The organism is Phenylobacterium sp. (assembly GCF_046463815.1).
Taxonomy (GTDB): domain Bacteria; phylum Pseudomonadota; class Alphaproteobacteria; order Caulobacterales; family Caulobacteraceae; genus Phenylobacterium.
Genome location: NZ_JBKBRO010000019.1, coordinates 27,055 through 46,875 on the forward strand (window position 1 = coordinate 27,055; position 19,821 = coordinate 46,875).

At 70.3% G+C, this 19,821-nt stretch carries 18 protein-coding genes and 2 tRNA genes; 6 read left to right on the plus strand and 14 right to left on the minus strand.

Annotated features, from left to right (window positions below):
* Complete coding sequence (gene mfd / locus ACK4TT_RS13540) at positions 1-3,468, minus strand: transcription-repair coupling factor (RefSeq protein ID WP_410213206.1); 3,468 nt, start codon at positions 3,466-3,468, stop codon at positions 1-3.
* A gap of 13 nt (positions 3,469-3,481) precedes the next feature.
* A complete protein-coding gene (locus ACK4TT_RS13545; protein WP_409639909.1) occupies positions 3,482-3,769 on the minus strand; it encodes a succinate dehydrogenase assembly factor 2 in 288 nt (95 codons plus the stop codon).
* Between the two features lie 59 nt (positions 3,770-3,828).
* Here ACK4TT_RS13545 and recG point away from each other — a divergent pair, with 59 nt between their 5' ends.
* Positions 3,829-5,904, plus strand: a complete 2,076-nt coding sequence (recG, locus tag ACK4TT_RS13550; RefSeq protein ID WP_409639912.1) for an ATP-dependent DNA helicase RecG — start codon at positions 3,829-3,831, stop codon at positions 5,902-5,904.
* 99 nt (positions 5,905-6,003) lie between these two features.
* Here the strand turns inward: recG and ACK4TT_RS13555 are convergent, their stop codons facing one another.
* Genes ACK4TT_RS13555 through kdsA form a run of 4 tightly spaced genes read right to left on the minus strand, consistent with a single transcriptional unit; the run spans position 6,004 to position 10,477 of the window.
* Positions 6,004-7,116 (minus strand): DUF3089 domain-containing protein, encoded by a 1,113-nt coding sequence (locus tag ACK4TT_RS13555; RefSeq protein WP_409639915.1) that lies wholly within the window; start codon positions 7,114-7,116, stop codon positions 6,004-6,006.
* Positions 7,117-7,118: 2 nt separating this feature from the next.
* On the minus strand, positions 7,119-8,120 hold the full coding sequence (rfaD, locus tag ACK4TT_RS13560) for an ADP-glyceromanno-heptose 6-epimerase (RefSeq protein WP_409639917.1): 1,002 nt from the start codon (positions 8,118-8,120) through the stop codon (positions 7,119-7,121).
* Positions 8,117-9,586: a D-glycero-beta-D-manno-heptose 1-phosphate adenylyltransferase gene (gene rfaE2 / locus ACK4TT_RS13565; protein ID WP_409639920.1), complete on the minus strand. Its 1,470-nt coding sequence runs from the start codon at positions 9,584-9,586 to the stop codon at positions 8,117-8,119. Before rfaE2 ends, rfaD begins: the two co-directional genes overlap by 4 nt.
* A 33-nt stretch (positions 9,587-9,619) precedes the next feature.
* A complete protein-coding gene (gene kdsA / locus ACK4TT_RS13570) occupies positions 9,620-10,477 on the minus strand; it encodes a 3-deoxy-8-phosphooctulonate synthase (protein ID WP_409639923.1) in 858 nt (285 codons plus the stop codon).
* A gap of 161 nt (positions 10,478-10,638) precedes the next feature.
* Between kdsA and ACK4TT_RS13575 the strand changes: the two genes are divergently transcribed.
* The 3 genes from ACK4TT_RS13575 to sseA are packed head-to-tail and all read left to right on the plus strand — an operon-like array spanning position 10,639 to position 13,740.
* Positions 10,639-11,850, plus strand: coding sequence for a class I SAM-dependent methyltransferase (locus ACK4TT_RS13575; protein ID WP_409639926.1), 1,212 nt, complete (start codon positions 10,639-10,641; stop codon positions 11,848-11,850).
* A gap of 47 nt (positions 11,851-11,897) precedes the next feature.
* Positions 11,898-12,899, plus strand: a complete 1,002-nt coding sequence (locus ACK4TT_RS13580; RefSeq protein WP_409639928.1) for a cysteine synthase A — start codon at positions 11,898-11,900, stop codon at positions 12,897-12,899.
* A gap of 4 nt (positions 12,900-12,903) precedes the next feature.
* Positions 12,904-13,740 carry a 3-mercaptopyruvate sulfurtransferase gene (sseA, locus tag ACK4TT_RS13585; protein WP_410213207.1) on the plus strand — a complete coding sequence of 279 codons (837 nt, stop codon included), beginning with the start codon at positions 12,904-12,906 and terminating at the stop codon, positions 13,738-13,740.
* Here sseA and ACK4TT_RS13590 read toward each other — a convergent pair.
* Entirely contained in the window at positions 13,737-14,837 is a 1,101-nt protein-coding gene (locus ACK4TT_RS13590) for an amino acid ABC transporter substrate-binding protein (RefSeq protein ID WP_410213208.1), read from the minus strand. The two genes, sseA and ACK4TT_RS13590, sit on opposite strands and share 4 nt — an antisense overlap.
* A gap of 82 nt (positions 14,838-14,919) precedes the next feature.
* Between ACK4TT_RS13590 and metC the strand changes: the two genes are divergently transcribed.
* Positions 14,920-16,083, plus strand: coding sequence for a cystathionine beta-lyase (gene metC / locus ACK4TT_RS13595; RefSeq protein ID WP_409639937.1), 1,164 nt, complete (start codon positions 14,920-14,922; stop codon positions 16,081-16,083).
* 10 nt (positions 16,084-16,093) lie between these two features.
* On the plus strand, positions 16,094-16,972 hold the full coding sequence (locus ACK4TT_RS13600; RefSeq protein ID WP_410213209.1) for a kinase: 879 nt from the start codon (positions 16,094-16,096) through the stop codon (positions 16,970-16,972).
* On the opposite strand, the gene ACK4TT_RS13605 is transcribed toward ACK4TT_RS13600, so the two are convergent.
* The 7 genes from ACK4TT_RS13605 to ACK4TT_RS13635 form a co-directional block, all read right to left on the minus strand.
* Entirely contained in the window at positions 16,944-17,726 is a 783-nt protein-coding gene (locus ACK4TT_RS13605; protein WP_410213210.1) for a pseudouridine synthase, read from the minus strand. The two genes, ACK4TT_RS13600 and ACK4TT_RS13605, sit on opposite strands and share 29 nt — an antisense overlap.
* A gap of 8 nt (positions 17,727-17,734) precedes the next feature.
* A complete protein-coding gene (locus tag ACK4TT_RS13610; protein ID WP_409639946.1) occupies positions 17,735-18,223 on the minus strand; it encodes an OsmC family protein in 489 nt (162 codons plus the stop codon).
* Between the two features lie 22 nt (positions 18,224-18,245).
* Positions 18,246-18,322: transfer RNA gene (locus ACK4TT_RS13615), tRNA-Arg, on the minus strand.
* A 58-nt stretch (positions 18,323-18,380) separates the two neighbouring features.
* A complete protein-coding gene (locus ACK4TT_RS13620) occupies positions 18,381-18,686 on the minus strand; it encodes an ETC complex I subunit (protein ID WP_410213211.1) in 306 nt (101 codons plus the stop codon).
* Positions 18,687-18,716: 30 nt separating this feature from the next.
* Positions 18,717-18,793: transfer RNA gene (locus ACK4TT_RS13625), tRNA-Pro, on the minus strand.
* A 60-nt stretch (positions 18,794-18,853) separates the two neighbouring features.
* A complete protein-coding gene (locus ACK4TT_RS13630) occupies positions 18,854-19,279 on the minus strand; it encodes a PaaI family thioesterase (RefSeq protein WP_410213212.1) in 426 nt (141 codons plus the stop codon).
* Positions 19,276-19,779: a DUF192 domain-containing protein gene (locus tag ACK4TT_RS13635; protein ID WP_409639956.1), complete on the minus strand. Its 504-nt coding sequence runs from the start codon at positions 19,777-19,779 to the stop codon at positions 19,276-19,278. The genes ACK4TT_RS13630 and ACK4TT_RS13635 overlap by 4 nt, the downstream gene beginning before the upstream one ends.
* Positions 19,780-19,821 lie beyond the last annotated feature (42 nt).

Consider the following 19,821-nt stretch of genomic DNA (forward strand, 5'->3'; position numbering starts at 1 on the left):
TCAGGCCGCCAGCTTGGCCAGTTCCCGCAGCACCTTCTCGGCGGCGTTCAGCCGCTGGACCGGGGTCTCCCACTCGCCCTTGACGACGACCTTGTGATCGGGCCGCAGCTTCCAGGCCATCTGGTTCTTGGCCAGGAACGGCAGCAGGTTCTCCGGCTTGGCGAACTGGTCGTTGCGGAAGGTGACGACGGCGCCCTTCGGCCCCACGTCGATCTTGGCGACGTTGGCCTCTCGGCACAGGCCCTTGATGGCCACGACCTTGAGGAGCTGGTCGGCCTCGGGCGGCAGCGGGCCGAAGCGGTCGATCAGCTCGGCGGCCAGGGCCTCCCGATCGTCCGACTTCTCGGCGTCCGAGATGCGCCGGTAGATGGCCAGCCGCACGTTGAGGTCGGGTATGTATTCCTCGGGCAGCAGGACGGCGGCGCCGGTGTTGATCTGCGGCGACCAGCCCCGGTCCAGGAGCTCGCCCTCGGCGCCCGCCCGCTCCTTCAGCTCGGCGACGGCGTCCTCCAGCATCTGCTGGTAGAGCTCGACCCCGATCTCGCGGATGTGCCCCGACTGCTCCTCGCCCAGCAGATTGCCGCCGCCCCGGATGTCGAGGTCGTGGCTGGCGAGCTGGAAGCCTGCGCCCAGGTTGTCCAGCGATTGCAGCACCTTCAGCCGCTTCTCGGCCGACAGGGTGATCTGCTTCTCGGCCGGCGTCGTCAGGTAGGCGTAGGCCCGCGCCTTCGACCGCCCCACCCGGCCCCGGAGCTGGTAGAGCTGGGCCAGGCCGAACATGTCGGCGCGGTGGATGATCAGGGTATTGGCCGTCGGGATGTCGAGGCCGCTCTCCACGATGGTGGTCGACAAGAGCACGTCGTACTGACCGTCGTAGAAGGCGCTCATCACCTCCTCGAGCTGGGTCGGCGCCATCTGGCCGTGGCCGACGACGAATTTCACCTCCGGGACCTGCTCGCGCAGGAACCGCTCCAGCTCGGGCAGGTCGTTGATGCGCGGGGCCACGAAATACGCCTGGCCGCCGCGGTACTTCTCGCGCAGCAGGGCCTCGCGGATGACGACCGGGTCCCAGGGCGTGATGTAGGTCCGCACGGCCAGCCGGTCGACCGGCGGGGTGGCGATGATCGACATCTCGCGGATGCCCGACAGCGACATCTGCAGGGTGCGCGGGATCGGCGTGGCGGTCAGCGTCAGCATGTGCACATCGGCCCGAAGCTCCTTGAGCTTCTCCTTGTGCTTGACCCCGAAGTGCTGCTCCTCGTCGACGATGACGAGGCCAAGGTCCTTGAACGAGACCTGCTTCGACAGCACCGCATGGGTGCCGACGACGATCTCCACCTCGCCCTTGGCCAGGCCCTCGCGGGTTTCGGCGGCCTCCTTGGCGCTGACCAGGCGCGACAGGCGGCGCACCCGCACCGGCCAGCCCTCGAAGCGCTCGGTGAAGGTCTTGTAGTGCTGGCGCGCCAGCAGGGTCGTGGGCGCGACCACGGCCACCTGCTGGCCGCTCATGGCGACCACGAAGGCGGCCCGCAGCGCCACCTCGGTCTTGCCGAAGCCCACGTCGCCGCAGATCAGGCGGTCCATCGGCTTGCCGCCGGACAGGTCCTCCAGCACGTCGCCGATGGCCATGAGCTGGTCCTCGGTCTCCTCGTAGGGGAACCGGGCGCAGAACTCGTCGAACACGCCGTGCGGCGGCTCCACGGGGTCGGTCGTCTTGGTGGCGCGCTCGGCGGCGATGCGGATGAGGCCGTCGGCCATCGCCCGCAGGCGCTCCTTGGCGCGGGCCTTGCGCGCCTGCCAGGCCGCCCCGCCCAGGCGGTCGAGCTGCACGCCCTCGGAATCCGCGCCGTAGCGGGTGAGCAGGTCGATGTTCTCGACCGGCAGGTAGAGCTTGGCCTCGCCGCCGTACTGAAGCTCCAGGGTGTCGTGAGGCGCGCCCTGCACGTCCAGGGTCTTCAGGCCGTCGTACCGGCCGATGCCATGGTCGATGTGGACGACGAGATCGCCAGGCGTCAGGGCCGAGGCCTCGGCCAGGAAGTTGGCCGCGCGGCGGCGCTTGCGCGGCCGGGCCAGGCGGTCGCCCAGGATGTCGGTCTCGGAGATGACCGCCAGGTTGTCGGTCTCGAAGCCGTGGTCCAGCGGCAGGACCACGCGCTGCGGGGTCTTGGGATCGGCCGCCTTGGCCGCGTCCCAGTAGGGTGCGAACGGCAGGCTCTTCAGCCCGTGGTCGGCCAGCATGTGGCCCAGGCGGTCGGACGAGCCCTCGGACCACGAGGCGAAGAGGACGCGCTTGCCGCCCGCCGAGAGCGCCTTGGCGTGATCGACCGTCGCCTCGAAGAGGTTGACGCTGTCCAGCTTGCGCTCGGGACCGAAGTCGCGGCCTTGCCGGGCGCCCATGTCGAGCACCGCCTCGCCCTCGGCCTCCTGGAAGGCGGAGAACCGGCGCGTGGGGCGCTTGGCCAGCAGTTCGGACCACTCGGCCTCGTCGAGGTAGAGGCGCGTGGGCTCCAGCGGGTGGTACTGCACGCGCCGCTCGGCGGCCGTGCGGGCCTCGTAGGCGTCGCCGATCATCGCCAGGCGCTCGTCGCGGGCGTCGCGGGCCAGGTGGTCCAGGGCCACGACGGCATCGGGCGGGAGATAGTCGAACAGCGTCGCCATCTCGCCGTAGAACAGCGGCAGGTAGTGCTCCATGCCAGCCCGGCGGCCGCCCTCGGAGATCGCCGCGTAGAGCGGGTCGTCGCCCGGTGCGCCGAACGTTTCCAGATAGCCCGTGCGGAACCTGCTGATGGCGTCGGTGTCGAGCAGGGCTTCGCTGACCGGCAGCAGGCTCACGTCCTTGAGCTGGCGGGTGGAACGCTGGGTCTCGGGATCGAAGCCGCGGATGCTTTCCAGGGTGTCGCCGAACAGATCCAGGCGGACCGGCTCCTCGGCGGTCGGCGGGAAGACGTCGATGACGCCGCCGCGGATGGCGAACTCGCCCTTGTCCGAGACCGTCGAGGCCCGGCTGTAGCCGTTGACGGCGAAATAGCGCTCGAGGTCGGCGATCTCGACGCTGTTGCCGACCCGGGCCGAGTAGCTGGCCCGCTGGACCGCCTTCTTCGGCGGCACGCGCTGGATCAGCGCCGGCACGGAAGTGACCAGCAGCACCGGCGCCTTCGCGTCCAGGCCCTGGGCCAGGCGCGACAGCGTCGCCATCCGCTGGGCGGCGACGGCCGGCGACGGGCCGATCCGATCGTACGGCAGGCAGTCCCAGGCGGGGAACGGCAGGACCTCGACGCCCGGCGCGAAAAACCGGAAGGCGTCCGCGAAGGTCGAAAGCCGGGCGCCGTCGCGGGCCACGAACACCGAAAGGCCGCCGCGCGCCTTGACGATGTCGGCCATGGCGAGCGCGTCGAAGCCCTCGGGCGCGCCCACCAGGTCCAGGCGGCCGGGGTCGTCGGCGACGCGCCGAAGCTGCGCCGCGGTCACCGGACGCGATCCGTCAGCCGCCACCGCGCATCCCCTTGGCGTAAACTTCGTCCCGGAAAGCCTTGAGCCGGTTCATCAATTCGCCGTCGAACTCGGGCGGGGTCGGCGTCATGCCGAGCATCCAGGCGTAGAGGTCCTGGTCCGGCTGCTCCAGCAGGGTCTCGAACCAATCCAGTTCGTCGGGCGTGAAGCCCGAGACGTGCTTGTCCGCGAACGGGCCCAGGATCAGGTCCGCTTCCCGGAAGCCGCGGCGCCAGGCGCGCAGCTTCAGCTTCTTCAGCCGTGCATCTTCGATCGTCATCTGAAGGTCGCGGATATAGAGCCCCCCTCGTCCGGGCGCCAGTATTGTAGGCTTCCGATATGCGGCCTGAGATTCTGTTCCCGCTTTTTGCGCCCGTGGACTCGCTGAAAGGCGTGGGTCCCCGCGTCGCGCCCCTGCTCCGGAAGCTGGCCGGCCCGCTGGTGCGCGACGTGCTGTGGCTGAAGCCGCACTCGGTGATCCGCCGCACGGCGGCCACCATCTCGCGCGCCGTGGACGGCGAGGTGATGACCTTCGAGGTCACCATCGAATCCTATCAGAAGCCCCGGGTGAAGACACAGCCGACCCGGGTCCGGGTCTTCGACCAGACCGGCTTCCTGTCCCTGGTCTTCTTCGGCAGCTACGGCGCCCAGCTCGAACAGCGCCACCCGGTGAATTCGAAGCGGATCGTTTCGGGCCGGGTGGAGGACAAGGGCTTCGGGCTCCAGATCGTCCATCCGGACTACATGCTCGCCCCCGACAAGGCGGCCGAAATTCCCGAGCTGGAGGCCGTGTATCCCGCCACCGAAGGCCTGCCGCCACGGCGGGTGCGGACCTTCGTCGAGGAAGCGCTGGAGCGCGCGCCAAACCTTCCCGAGTGGCAGGACCCCGCCTTCCTCCTCCAGGAGCGGTTCCCGACCTGGCGCGAGGCGCTGGAGCGGCTGCACCATCCCGAGAGCGAGGCGGACCTGTCCGAGCTGTCTCCGCACCGGCGCCGGCTGGCCTATGATGAACTCCTGGCCCACCAGCTCGCCATGGCCCAGCGCAAGGCGGCCCGCCGCCGCGAACCGGCCGCCCGCATCGCTGCGAGTGAGATCGCCGGCAAGGTCCAGGCTGACCTGCCCTTCGCCTTCACCGGGGCCCAGACCCGCGCGCTTGCCGACATCCGCGCCGACCTGGCCGCGGGCGAGCGGATGAGCCGCCTGATCCAGGGGGACGTGGGCTCGGGCAAGACGGTCGTCGCCATGTGCGCCATGGCCGACGTGGCCGCGGCCGGCGGCCAGAGCGCCCTGATGGCTCCGACCGAGATCCTGGCCCGCCAGCATTACGAAACCCTCTCAGGCCCCCTCGCCGCCCACGGGATCGAGGCCGTCCTCCTGACCGGGCGCGACAAGGGCGCGGCGCGGCGCGAGAAGCTGGCGAAGCTCGCCTCGGGCGAGGCCAAGGTGGCGGTCGGCACCCATGCGCTGTTTCAGGACGATGTCGGGTTCCACCGGCTCCAGCTCGTGGTCATCGACGAGCAGCACCGCTTCGGGGTGGCCGAGCGCCAGCGGCTGCAGGCCAAGGGCGAGGCCGTCCACCTGATCGCCATGTCGGCGACCCCGATCCCCCGGACGCTGGAGCTCACCGTCTACGGCGACCTCGACGTGAGCCGAATCGACGAGAAGCCGCCGGGCCGCACGCCGGTGGCGACCCGCGCGGCGCCGATGACCCGGGCGCATGAGGTGGAGGCCCGCCTCCGCGAAGCTGTCCAGGGCGGGGCCCAGGCCTTCTGGATCTGCCCGCTGGTTGCGGAATCCGAGGCCACCGACCTTGCCGCCGCCGAGCGCCGGGCCGCCGAGCTGACCGAGCGGATCGGCCCCGGCGTCGGCCTGATCCATGGCCGCCTGCCGCCCGCGGCCAAGGACGCGGTGATGGCCGAGTTCGCCGAGGGTAGGCTTTCCGTCCTGGTCGCCACCACGGTCGTCGAGGTCGGCGTCAACGTGCCCAACGCCACCATCATGGTCATCGAACAGGCCGAACGCTTCGGCCTGGCCCAGCTCCACCAGCTCCGAGGGCGCGTGGGTCGGGGGCGGCGGGAGAGCGCCTGCGTCCTGCTCTACGACCCGCCGCTGTCCGAGACCGCCCAGCAGCGCCTCGACATCCTGCGCCGCACCGACGACGGCTTCGTCATCGCCGAGAAGGACCTGGAGCTGCGCGGCGGCGGCGACGTGCTGGGCCTGCGCCAGTCGGGGTTCCCGGACTACGCCTTCGCCGACCCCTTCGCCCACCGCGACCTGATCGCCGCGGCCGGCGACGACGCGCGCCTGATCGTGACGCGAGATCCCGAGCTCACGTCCGAGCGCGGCAAGGCCCTCCAGGTGCTTCAGGAGCTGTTCGACTGGAAGGCCGGCATGGCCCTCAAGGACGCGGGCTAGAGCACGATGGGGTCAGATGGAGTCATCTGACCGCTGAATCGTGCTCTAGATTCAAAAGTGTACAGCGCGTTCTGGCGGCGAAACCGCTCACACTTTCGCCTAACGCGCTCTAGCCGCCGTTCCGGCGACGTATGCCGCCAGGCGCGCCTTCGCGTCGGCCTCCAGGTCCGCGTAGAACAGGTTGAAGCCCGGAACCTTACGCCGGTCGACCCACGACCCGGTCTTGCGAAGCGCCGAGGACTTGGGCCGGGTGACGTGCAGCACCCCGCCCTTGCATTGGACCGCCACCTGCCGGGCCAGGAAGGCCGGCCGCGCGCCCCATTCCAGGCCCGTCGCATTGGCCGCACCCATGTGCAGGCGCGCCGGTGCGGGCGCGTCCGTCACCGCGCCCAGCACGGGATTAAAGCAGAGGGCGGGTCGGGGTTGGAGGTTCTCCAAGTCGCCGCGGGCGTTCCAGACCAGCGCGCGGTCCAGCTTGCGCTTGGCGGCGTCGAACTCGCCCTCGTAGACGCGGCTCCACGCGGCCAGGCACCCGGCCTCGTCGCGGCGGACGCATGGCTGCACGGGCGGATGGTCGGCGGGCGCGACGGTGTCGATCAGATAGGCCGCGACAAGCCGCGGGCGCAGGGTCGGATCGCGCGCCACCTCCTGCTCCAGCAGGCGCAGCGCCAGCGTCCCGCCCTGCTCCACGCCCACGATGAAGAACGGCCGGCCCCGGTTGTAGCGCTGGACGTAGGTCCGGAAGGCCTCCTGGACGTCGCCGTACGCGAACCGCCGCGCCTCGCGGGCGTCCTCGCGCAGGGTGAGCAGGCTATAGAGGCTGGCCTGCCGGTACCTGGGCGCATAGGTCCGCCCGACATTGACGAAGGGTCCCACATAGTTCGGGGCCATCACCTCGCGGAACTGGGCGTTGGATTTGGCGTCGTCGATCGGGGCGTTCCAGTCCCGGCCGCCGTCATAGGTGGTGGGCCCGACGAAGAAGATGTCCGCCGGCAGGTTCGCCCGGACGTGGTCGCGCGGCAGCAGCGCCCACGCGTCAGGCTTCGAATAGTCGGGCGCGGGGGGCGGCTCATAGGTCTGGAACGGGACCTTGGGATCGAGTCCCGTCCGCACCAGGTCGCCCCAGTAGTAGCCCACGCCCGCGCCCACCAGCAGGACCAGCCCCAGGAGGGCCGCCACCAGCCACCGGGCGCGCGCCGCCGGCCCCGGCATGGTCAGCGATAGGGGTCCGGCTGGGCGAGATAGTTCGTCACGTAGTCCGTGATCCCCTCCTCCAGCGGCGTCATGGCGGCCGGGTAGCCGGCCTCGTAGAGGCGGTCCATCTGGGCCTGGGTGAAATACTGGTACTTGTCGCGGATCGCCGGCGGCATGGGCGTGTATTCGATCTGGGCGGGCTTGCCGGCCGCCTCGAAGACGCAGCGGGCCATCTCCTCGAAGGTCCGCGCCTGGCCCGAGCCCAGGTTGAAGACGCCGTTCACCTGGGGATTGTCGACCAGCCAGCGGGTGACGTCGGCGGCGTCGCGCACATAGACGAAGTCGCGCTTCTGGCCGCCGTCGGGCACGTCGGACCGGTAGCTCTTGAAAAGCTGCACCCCGTGGCCCTCGCGGACCTGCGGCCAGATCTGGGCCGCCACGGACTTCATGCTGTGCTTGTGCTCTTCGTTCGGCCCATAGACGTTGAAGAACTTCAGGCCCACCCACTGCGGCGGAGCGTAGTCGCGGGCCGCCTGGCGCACGGCGAAGAGGTCGAACAACGCCTTCGACCAGCCATAGGTGTTGAGCGGCCGCAGCCTCGCCAGGGCCTCATAGCTATTATCGTCCACGAAGCCGTGCTCGCCCGCCCCGTAGGTCGCCGCCGAGGAGGCGTAGATCAGCCGCCGCTGGCGGTCCGCGCACCAGCGGAACAGGTCGCGGCTGAGCGTGAAGTTCGAGTGGATGATCTTGTCGGCGTCCGGCTCGGTCGTTGACGACACCGCCGCCATGTGGATCACCGCCTCCACGTCGCGCCAGCGCTTCTCCAGCCAGTCGAACATGTTCTCGGGGGCCACGAAGTCGCCGATCGGATGCTTGGCGATGTTGCGCCACTTGCCGAGCTCGGCCTCGCGCAGGCGGTCGCAGACCACGATGTCCAGCGTGCGGTCCTCGGCCAGCCTGGCCGCGATGTTCGAGCCGATGAAGCCCGCGCCGCCCGTGACGAAGACGATCCTGCGGTTCATGCCTTTTCTTTCTTCATCCGGGCGATGGCGGCCGTGGTGGAATAGCCATCCACGAGGTTGGCCAGTCTCACCTCCCCGCCCCAGGACTTCACCAGATCGCCGCCGACCACCTGGTCCTCGGCGTAGTCCGCGCCCTTGATGAGCACGTCGGGCTTGGCGGCCTCGATCAGCCGGATGGGCGTCAGCTCCTCGAACGGCGCCACGAGGTCGACGCTCTGAAGGCCCGCCAGCACCAGGGCCCGGCTCTCCAGGTCGTTCACCGGGCGGCCCTCGCCCTTCAGCGCCTTCACCGAGTCGTCCGAGTTCAGGCCCACGATCAGCCGGTCGCACCACGCCTTGGCCTGGGTGAGATAGGCCACGTGGCCGCGGTGCAAGATGTCGAAACAGCCGTTGGTGAAACCCACGCGCAGGCCCTGTGCGCGCCAGCGGGCGACCTCCTCGACCATACGCTGGGGCGTCACGACCTTGGCCTCGGCCGGCGCCATGTGGGCGGTCAGGACGGCCTCCACCATTTCCTCCGGGTTGACGGTCGCGGTGCCGGCCTTGCCGACCGCGACGCCCGAGGCGAGTTGGGCGAAGGCGATGGCCGCCTCCAGGTCCGCTTCGGCGGCGAGCGCCAAGCCCAGGGCCGCCAGCGCCGTGTCGCCGGCGCCCGAGGCGTCGAACACCTCGCGCGCCACGGTGGGGAAGTGCCGCACGGGCGCCCCGCGCAGCGCCAGCGACACGCCCTTGCCGCTGCGGGTCACCAGCACGCCCCTGGCCGGCCACAACTCCAGCGCCCGCCTGAGCGCCGTCTCAACCTGGGCGTCGGTCTCGGTGGGCAGGTCGGTGGCGTGGGCCAGTTCGGCGGCGTTGGGCTTGATCAGGTCCACCTCGCCGTAGCGCGAGAAGGACCGCGCCTTGGAATCCACCACGACCTTGGCGCCCGTCTCGGCGGCCGCGGCGCGGCAGGCGGCGATCACCGCATCGGTCACGACGCCTTTGCCGTAATCCGACAGCAGGATCGCGCCCGCGCCCTTGGCGGCGTCCTTGATCGTGCGCACCAGCCGCTGCTCGCACTCGCCCTCGACCGGACGGCTCTCCTCCAGGTCGACCCGCAATAGCTGCTGGCCGCCCGAGACGAAGCGGGTCTTCAGCGTCGTCGGCCGCGTGGGATCGGTGACGAGATAACCCTCGACGGCCGTCTCCTCGCCCACCAGCCGGGACGCCTCATGGCCCTCGGCGTCGCCGCCGATCAGGCCCACCAAGGCCACCGAGCCTCCGAGGGCGGCGACGTTCCGCGCCACGTTGCCGGCAGCGCCCAGCATCACCGTCTCGCGGCTGCGGGCCAGGACCGGGATGGGCGCCTCGGGCGAGACGCGGTTGACGGTCCCGTAGACGAACCGGTCCACCATCAGGTCGCCGACGCAGGCGACGCGCTTGCCCGGAAGCTCGTTGAGCAGGTGCTGGAGTGCCGCCAGATCCATGGCCCTAGCCTGTGCGGCGCGTTGGGTGGCGGGTCAAGCGGCCCGGCTGACTTCGTGCAGCGCCTTGAGCTGGCGCAGGAGGGCCTCGGCCCCGTCCAGCGGCAGGCAACTTGGGCCGTCGCACAGCGCCTTGTCGGGGTCCGGATGGAACTCCAGGAACACCCCGTCCGCGCCCGAGACCACGGCGGCCTTGGCGATCACCGCCACGCCTTCGCGGCGGCCGCCCGTCGAGGCGCCGCCGGTGCGCGGGTCGGCGCCGGGGAGCTGGACGGCGTGGGTGGCGTCGATGGTGACGGGACAGCCCAGCTTCTTCATCTCGCCGATGCCGAGCATGTCCACGACGAGGTTGTTGTAGCCGAACGAGACGCCGCGTTCGCAGAGGATGGTGATGTCGGCGCCGTCCACCGCCTCCCTGACCTTGGAGACGATGTTCCGGGCGTCCCAGGGCGCCAGGAACTGGCCCTTCTTGACGTGCAGCAGGCCGCCCGCGGCTTGGATCGCCCGGGCCGAGGCCACCACCAGATCGGTCTGACGGCAAAGGAAGGCGGGAATCTGCAACAGGTCCACGATCTCGGCCAGGGGCTCGGCCTGATCGGGTTCGTGGATGTCGGTGCAGATCGGGACGTCCAGCTCGGCCTTCACCGCCCGCAGCATGGCCAGGCCCTTCTCCAGGCCCGGTCCCCGATAGCTGTTGATGGACGAGCGGTTCGCCTTGTCGAAGCTCGCCTTGAAGACGTACGGCAGCCCCAGTCCCTCGCAGACCGCCTTCAGGCGCCGGCCGGTATCGAGCGCCAGGGCCTCGTCCTCCAGCACGTTCAGGCCGGCGATGACCGTCAGCGGCTGGCCGTCGCCGATGGCGATGTTCCAACGGTCGAGCTTCAGGACGGCCATGACGTCTCCTCGTTTGGCTGAGGCGCCTAAGTGACGTGGGCGCGCCGACTCCACAAGCCCGCAGCGCATCCGCGGCCCCGGCGCGGCCGTACCTTCCGGCGTGATTCGCGCGTTGCGAGATCGGTGTTATCGTGACCGCGAAGCTTGAGGGGGAAGCGACCATGAGCCTGGATCGAAAGGTGCAGGACCTCGCCGGCGCGCCCGCCGCCTTCAAGGCGGCCGCGCGGCTCATCGCCCGCAACTGGCAGGCGGGCTCGCTGGCTTTCGCGCTGCCGGACGGCCGCGAGCTGCGGCTGGAGGGCGAGGCGCCGGGGCCGGACGGGCGACTGGTCGTCCATGACTACCGCTTCATGCGCCGCGTGCTGGCCTCGGGCGACATCGGCTTCGCCGAGGGCTATATGGCGGGGGAATGGGACACCCCGGACCTTTCAGCCCTGCTGGAGGTCCTGGCCCTGAACTTCAACAACATCGACCGGGTGGCCACCGGCAACCCGCTGATGGCCGCCATCCACTATCTGGCGCACCTGCTGCGGGGGAACACCAAGGCGGGATCGAAGCGCAACATCCACGCCCACTACGACCTGGGGAACGCCTTCTATTCCCGCTGGCTGGACCCGACCATGACCTACTCCGCGGCGCGGTTCGAGAAGCCGGGGGAGCCACTGTCCGAGGCCCAGCGCCGCAAGTACCGCACCCTCGCCGAAAGCATGGACCTGAAGCCCGGCCAGCACGTGCTGGAGATCGGCTGCGGCTGGGGCGGCTTCGCCGAGTACGCCGCCCGCGAGGTGGGCGCCCGCGTCACCGGCATCACCATTTCCGAGGAGCAGTACCGGTTCGCCAGGGAGCGGATGTTCCGGCAGGGCCTGGCCGATCGGGCCGATATCCGTCTCGTCGACTATCGCGACGTCGACGGCCATTTCGACCGGGTGGCCTCCATCGAGATGTTCGAGGCGGTCGGCGAGCGCTATTGGCCCGCCTACTTCGCCAAGATCCGCGAGAGCCTGACACCCGGCGGGCGCGCGGGCCTGCAGATCATCACCATCCGCGACGAGCTGTTCGACCACTACCGCCGCCACGCCGACTTCATCCAGCGCTACATCTTCCCGGGTGGCATGCTGCCCTCGGAGGCGCGACTGAAGGCCGAGACCGCCCGGGCGGGCCTGTCCTGGGCGGGGATCAGCCGCTTCGGCCAGAACTACGCCGACACCCTCGCCGAATGGGCCAGGCGCTTCGAGGGCGCCTGGGACGACATCCGCCGCCTGGGCTTCGACGAGCGGTTCCGCAAGCTGTGGAAGTTCTACCTCAGCTACTGCGAGGCGGGTTTCCGGACGGCGCGCACGGACGTGGTTCAGCTCAGCTTGTCCCGAGCTTAGGATTTCTGACCCTGTCGCAATCGGTCGGGGTTGCCTAAGTAGCGCCCATGCAAGTCGCCCAAAGCGTTCTCGACGCCATCGGGAACACCCCGCTCATCCGCCTGCGCCGCGCCAGCGCGATGACCGGCTGCGAGATCCTGGCCAAGGCCGAGTTCATGAACCCGGGCCAGTCGGTGAAGGACCGCGCCGCGCTCTACATCGTCCGCGACGCCGAGCGGAAGGGCCTGTTGCGCCCGGGCGGCCGGATCGTGGAGGGCACGGCCGGCAACACCGGCATCGGCCTGGCCATGGTTGGCAAGGCGCTGGGCTACCGGTCGACCATCGTCATTCCCCGCACCCAGAGCCAGGAGAAGAAGGACGCCATCCGGCTCTACGGGGCCGAACTGGTGGAGGTGGACGCCGTTCCCTACTCCAACGAGAACAATTATGTTCGCTATTCCGGCCGCTTGGCGGCGGAACTTGACGCCAAGGAGCCGGCCGGCGCGGTCTGGGCCAACCAGTTCGACAACGTCGCCAACCGCGAGGCCCACGTCCATGGCACCGGCCCCGAGATCTGGCGCCAGACCGACGGGAAGGTGGACGCCTTCATCTGCGCCGTGGGCTCGGGCGGCACGCTGGCGGGTGTGGCCCAGGCGCTGCGCGCGAAGAAGCCGAACGTGAGGATCGGGCTGGCCGACCCGCACGGCTCGGCCCTCTTCGCCTACTACACGGACGGGGAACTCAAGGCCGAGGGCAGCTCGATCAGCGAGGGCATCGGCCAGGGGCGGGTCACGGCCAACCTCGAAGGGTTGAACATCGACCAGGCCTACCGCATCTCGGACGAGGAGATGATGCAGGCCATCTTCGACCTCATGGAGTACGAGGGCCTGGTGATGGGCGGCTCGTCGGGCGTGAACGTAGCCGGCGCGATCCGCATGGCGAAGGACCTGGGCCCCGGCCACACGGTCGTCACCATGCTCTGCGACCACGGCCAGCGGTATCAGTCCAAGATCTTCAATCCGCCCTTCCTGCGCGAGAAGGGCCTGCCCGTTCCGCGCTGGCTGGAGTAACCGCATGGACCCGATGGTCTCCACAGACTGGCTGGACGAGCACCTTTACGACGAGGACGTCCGGATCGTGGACGCCACCCTGCCGCTGGTGGGTCAGCCCGGCCGGGGGCTCGACTTCTACGAGCAGGGCCACATCCCGGGCGCGGTGTTTTTCGACATCAACGGGATCGCGGACCTCGCCACGGACCTGCCTCACATGCTGCCCTCGCCCAATGCCTTCGCCCAGGCGGCGCGGGAGCTCGGCCTGTCCCGGGACGCGACTGTCGTCGTCTATGACGCCCACGGAATCTATTCCGCCCCCCGGGTGTGGTGGACGCTCCGGACCATGGGCTACCCGAAGGTCTTCGTCCTCGACGGAGGTCTTCGGAAGTGGCGCGAGGAGGATCGCCTCATCACGGTCGAGGCGCCGCAGCCCGCGCCCGTTCCGGTGGACGCTGCGTTCCGGCCCGAACTGGTGCGCGACATCGAACAGGTGAAGGGCCACCTCGCCGCCGGCGACGCCCAGCTCGTCGACGCCCGCTCGGCCGGCCGGTTCCGGGGCGAGACGCCGGAACCCCGCGCCGGCCTGCGTTCGGGCCGCATGCCCGGCGCCCTCAACCTGCCCTTCGACCAGGTCGTGAACCCCGACGGCACGCTGAAGTCCGAAGGCGAGCTGCGCGAGGCCTTCCTGGAGGCCCGCGTGGACCTGACGAAGCCGATCGTCACCACCTGCGGTTCGGGCGTCACGGCCGCCGTCCTGGCGCTCGCGCTGGCCCGACTGGGCCGTGAGGACGTCGCGGTCTACGACGGCTCCTGGACCGAATGGGGCGGCCGCCCCGACACCGCGGTCGTCACCGGCTAGCGCACTGGCGGGGCGTACATCAGGCCCGGCTTGGGAGCGGTCCAGAGCGCGTTGAGCCCCCGGTCCAGCTTGAGGGCGGAGTCGGCGCCCAGGTCCTTCCGGAAGAGCTCGTGATAGGCGCCCACCTGCCGGATCGCCTGATAGGCCCAGTCCGGCGACAGACCCAGCAGGGCGCCCAGGTCGCCCTCCACGCCCAGCAGGCGCCGGGTTTCGGGATCGGTGGCCGTTTCGCGGGCTTGCTCCACCGTGCGGGACGACAGCCCCAGCTCCTCGGCCAGCACCACGGCGTGGACGGTCCAGGCCACGATGTCGGCCCAGGCGGGGTCGTCCTGGCGCACGACCGGCCCCAGCGGCTCCTTTGAGATCACGTTGGGCAGGATCTCGTGGGCGCCCGGATTGGTCATGACCGACCGCGAGGCCGCCAGCGCCGAGACGTCGGCCGAGAAGGCGTCGCAGTTCTCCCTCTCGTAGAGCCGTCGCGCCTCCTCCTCGGAGGCGGCGACGACCGGGCGGTAGGTCAGGCCCCTCACCCGGAAGAAGTCGGCGAGGTTGGCCTCGCTGGCCGTGCCCGCCTGGACGCAGACCCGCGCGCCCCCCAGTTCCTCGGCGCTGTTCAGACCAAGGGCCCGCGGCACGAGGAAGCCCTGGCCGTCATAATAGGTCGTCGCCGGAAAGGTCAGGCCAAGGCCGGCGTCCCGGGACAGCGTGAGCGAGGTGTTGCGCGACAGGATGTCGATGCGCCCAGCCTTCAGCGCGCCGAACCGGTCCTTGGCGTCGATGGTGACGAACCTGACCTTGGACGCGTCGCCCAGGGTGGCGGCGGCCACCGCCCGGCAGATGTCCACATCGAATCCGCGCCACTGTCCCCGCGCGTCGGGGAAGGCGAAACCCGGCAGCCCCGGGTGAACGCCGCAGGCGAGCACGCCGCGCTTGCGGACGGCGGCCAGCGTCGGGCTGGGCGTGGCCTTGTAGGCCGGCGGCGCGGTCACCGCGGCCTTGGGCGGAGGCGGCGCAGGTTCCGGCGCGGGCGTCGTCCGTTCCCCGCAGCCCGCGAGCAACAGGCCCACCACCGCCGCCAACCCGAGGCGCGCTCTCATTCCAGCTCCTTGAAACGGAGAAACCCGAAGGTCTAAGTGCGACAGGCACTTTCGCCAGCGTCGCCTGGGCCCGCAACCCCGCATGTCCGAAGAGACCCGCCTGATCCACGCCGGGAGCAAGCCCGAGCCCCTGTGCCGCACGGTCGGGCCGCCCATCCAGAAGGGCTCGACGGTCCTGCTGCCGGACGCCGCCTCGTTGTACGACAACGACCATTGCACCACCTACGGCCGGGCGGGCCTCGTCACCCAGAAGGCGCTGCAGGAGGCGCTGGCGGCGATGGAGGGGGCCGTGGGCGTCGCGCTCTATCCGTCGGGCCTGGCGGCCATCTCCGGCGCGCTGCTGGCGGTGCTGGCGGCCGGCGACGAGATCCTTGTCGTGGACAACATCTACAAGCCCGTCCGCCGGTTCTGCGACCAGGTGCTCAAACGCTTCGGCGTGGGCGTCGCCTATTTCGATCCGCGCACGCCGCCCGAAGAGGTTGTCGGCCGGGCTTCGGGGAAGACGCGCCTGATCCTCCTGGAATCTCCCGGCTCCCTCACCTTCGAGATGCAGGATGTCCCCCGCTTCGCCGAGCTGGCCCGTGAGCGGGGCATCCTCACCGCCGTCGACAACACCTGGGCGGCCGGTTTCCTGTTCAAGCCGCTGGAGCATGGCGTCGACCTCTCGCTCCAGGCGCTCACCAAGTACGCGGGCGGCCATTCGGACGTCTTCATGGGCTCCGCCGCCGCGCGTGATCCCGCCCTGGTCCGCCGGCTCCTGGACGGCGTGGACCACCTGGGCTGGGCGGTCTCGGCCGACGAGGCCTACCAGATGCTTCGGGGGCTCCGGACCCTGCCCACGCGCCTGAGGGTCCAGGGCGAGGCCGGCCTGAAGGTCGCCGCCTGGCTCGCCGACCAGCCAGAGGTGGCCGCGCTCCACCACCCGGCCCTGCCCGGCTGCCCGGACCACGCGCTCTGGAAGCGCGACTACAGCGGCGCCTGCGGCCTCTTCGCCTTCGCCTTGAAACCCGCGCCCCAGGCCGCCGTCGACGCCTTCCTGGACGCCCTCGACGTCTTCGGCCTGGGTTTCTCCTGGGGCGGGTTCGAGAGCCTGGCGATCGGCTGCGACCAGCAGTTGGGGCCCCGCCACGTGAAGCGCGACTATGGCGGGCCGATGATCCGGCTGCATGTCGGCCTGGAGCCGGTGGACGACCTTATCGCCGACCTGCGCAAGGGCCTCGACGCCTACGCAAAGGCGGTTGGCTAGTTCAGGCGACATGTCCGCCTGGCTCGACCAGTTCCTGGAGACGGAGCGCCTGCCCGGACGCTTCGCCGAGACGGTCGAGCGGGTCTGCCGCCCCCTCGCCGATCGCGCCGCGCGGCTGGCTGAGGTCCGCGGCACGGCCGTCATCGGCATGTGCGGCGCGCAGGGGTCCGGAAAGTCCACCATCGCCGCGGCCACGGTGCGCCTGCTGGAGGCCGAGGGGCGCTCTGCCGTGGCCCTCTCCCTCGACGACTTCTATCTCGGCCGCGAGGCGCGGGCCTGGCTGGCGGGAAAGGTCCATCCCCTGCTGGCCACGCGCGGGCCGCCCGGGACCCACGACGTGGCCCTGGCCTGCGGAGTCCTGGACAACCTGGCCCGGCCGGAGCCCACGCCCCTGCCGGCCTTCGACAAGGGGATGGACGAGCGGCGGCCCAGATCGCAATGGCGGACGCTCCACCGTCCCGTCGACGTGGTGATCTTTGAGGGCTGGTGCGTGGGCGCGAAGGCCCAGCCCGCGGCGGCGCTGGCCGAACCCGTCAACGCCCTGGAGGCCGAAGCGGACGCCGACAGCCGCTGGCGGGCCTATGTGAACGCCCAGCTCGCCGGGCCCTATCAGGCCCTGTTCGGGCGGCTGCACATGCTGACCCTGCTCGCGGCTCCGGGCTTCGAGGTGGTGCAGGCCTGGCGCGCGGAGCAGGAGCACAAGCTCATCGCCCGCACCGGCCGCGGCATGAGCGAGGCCGAACTCGCGCGCTTCGTCGCCCATTACGAACGCCTGACCCGCTGGATACTGGCGGAGATGCCGGCCCGCGCCGATATGGTCGTGGAACTCGATCCCGAGCGCCGACCGTTGCACGTAGGCCTTATCGACCAGGCGGATCGGAAGGCGTAGAGGCCCGGATCATGGCCTCGCGCTCGTCGGCGCTCAGCAGCCTCCAGCGCCCCTCGGGCAGGTCGCCCAGCTTGAGCGGCCCGATCCGCACGCGCAGCAGGTCCACGACCCTGAGGCCCACCAGGTCGCACATGCGGCGGATCTGACGCTTGCGGCCCTCCTTCAGGACGAAGCGCAGGGTGTTTCCCTCGATCACGGTCACCTTGGCCGGCTTCAGCTTGCGGCCGTCCAGCGCCAGGCCGTGCCGCAGCCGGGCGAGCTTGCGCTCGTCCACCTGCCCGGCGACGCGGACCACGTACTCCTTGTCGAGGTCGGATTCCGGCCCGATTACGGCCTTCGCCAGCACCCCGTCGTTCGAGAGGATCAGCAGGCCCCGGCTGTCCTCGTCGAGCCGTCCCAGCGGCGGCAGGCTGGCCTTGGGATCGGGCGCGCTCCCCTCGCCCCGGAGGTTCGCCCCGGTCAGCAGCCGCACGGCCGGGACATGGCCAGGCTCCGGCTGGCCGGAAACATAGCCGACCGGCTTGTTCAGCACGGCGGTGAAGCCGGCGAGCGCCACCGCCGCCCGGTCGGCGAGGGTCAAGGTCTGGCCGGGCAGGATCTTGCGGCCGGCGTCCGCGACCGTCTCCCCGTCGATGCTGACGAGGCCGTCGGTGATCAGGCCCTCGGCCTCCCGGCGCGAGCAGACCCCGCTCTGGGCGAGCCACTTGTTCACCCGCTGCGGCTCGGGGCCGTCGTATCGGCGCGTCCAGGCCATCTCGTGGGCTAGTCTTCGCAGGCCTCGGTCATGGCCGCCAGGTGACAGACGCCAGAGCGCTCCCGCGCGCCAAGGTCCGGGGGCGACGCCTGCACCGTGATGATCTCCGACCCTTTCTCAAGAGTCCTGTGGACGGGGCAGCGCTCGGCGATCTCCAGCAGACGCCGGCGCTGGTCGTCGTCGAGCGCGCCCTCAAGGGTGATCTCCCGGGCGAAGCGGTCGCGGCCGTCGGCCGTCCGCGTATGCAGCACGCGCACGATCGTTCGCGTCAGCGGCCAGCCCTTGCGGTCCGCGTAGAGCCTGAGCGTCATCGCGGTGCAGGCTCCGAGCGCCGAGGCCAGCAGATCGTAGGGATTGGGTCCCGAATCCAGCCCGCCCGCCTCAACCGGCTCGTCGGCCATGAAGGTCGCGCCGCCGGCCAGCACCTCCACCTGGAACTTGCCGATCCCCGTCTCGGCCACGGTCACGGCGTCCGGGTCGGATTCGGGGCGGGTCATGGCGTCCTCTCGGATTTGGGGATGGCGCGCCCGGCAGGATTCGAACCTGCGACCACATGCTTAGAAGGCACGTGCTCTATCCAGCTGAGCTACGGGCGCCCGTCAGGGCCTCGGACGACCTGCATACCGGTTCAGGAGGCCGAAGACCCGCCGAAAATCAGTGCGTCCAGGGGATCCGGCGCCCGAAGGCGAAGTTGTCGGCGTAGGCCTTGATGATCCGCTTGGCCGGCTTGGGGTCGACGAGCTGGAAGGCGATGCCGTGGTGCTCGGCGTAGCGCACGGCCTCTTCCTTGGTGTCGAAGTGCAGGCGGACCTGCCCTTCGGTGTCGGAGGTCTGAGTCCAACCCATCAGGGGATCCGGTCTGCGCGCGTCCTTCGGCTCGAACTCCAGGACCCATTCGTTGGTCTTGGCGCGGCCGGACTGCATGGCGGTCTTGGACGGGCGGAAGATGCGCGCGAGCATGCTCTCGAATTCCTCTTTCGGCCCCAACGCTGGTCGGGGCGGCAGGATTTGAACCTGCGACCCTCTGCTCCCAAAGCAGATGCGCTACCAGGCTGCGCTACGCCCCGGACGCGTCGGAGAGGCCTGCAATATGGGGGTTTCGGGATTTCCGCAAACGCTGCGAGGCCTCAGCGGCGCTTCGCCATCAGCTTGAATATGCCCGAGGCTCGCACGACGTCGACGCCGCGGGCCCGGGCCACCCCTTCCACGAAAGCGACGTCCCTGGTCGCCCGGGTCATCCTGGCTTCGCCGACGATCCAGTCGCCCTCCCGGGCCATGTGCAGGAAGTCGATGGAGAGGTGGATGGTGACGCCCACGAGGCCTGTCCCGCGACCCACGGCCTGGGCCAGCAGGCCATCCATGAACGCCGAGAGCATGCCGCCGTGCACCAAGCCGATGCCGTTGGCGTGGCGCGGCAAGGCGTAGAACGCCTGCCCCACCGTGCCGTCCTCGCTGGCCGGGCGATGGAAATAGGGCCCGTTGTGGGTGGAGAACGGTCCCCTGACCTCCGAGCGGACGAAGCCCTCCGGCGGCTCCGGGATTTCGTCGGTCATTTGGGGAAGGCCCGGTGGATGATCCTGTCACCCGGCAGCAGGCCGATCTGGCCCGCACGGCCGGCGGGCAGTTCGAGCACGCCCAGGGCCGGACCGCTCGACGGCAGCGGGGATTCGTCCAGCGGCCGGGCGTTGCGCACGATCGAGACCACCTTCCCGTCCGCGCCGATGTAGACGATGTCGAGCGGGATCAGCGTGTTCCGCATCCAGAACGCCTGATAGTCCGCCTTGGGGAAAACAAAGAGCATGCCGCGGTCCGCCGCCAGGCTCTTTCGGCACATGAGGCCGTATTCCCGCTCCTGAGCGCTGTCGGCAACCTCCACCTGGAAGCTGTGCACCCCCTTGTCGGTGACGACCTGCAGCGGCTGGAGCGGCTTCAGCTCGGGCTGGCCCTTGCAGGCGTCAGGCGACATCCGGGGGATGGCTGCCGCCTGGCCGGCGAGCGCGAGGGCGACCCCCAGCGCGAGCAGGCCGCGCCGGCCAAAGAACTCTGGAAACACGTGCGATAAGCTCCGGGTGGTTCGTCCGCCGACTATCGGGCC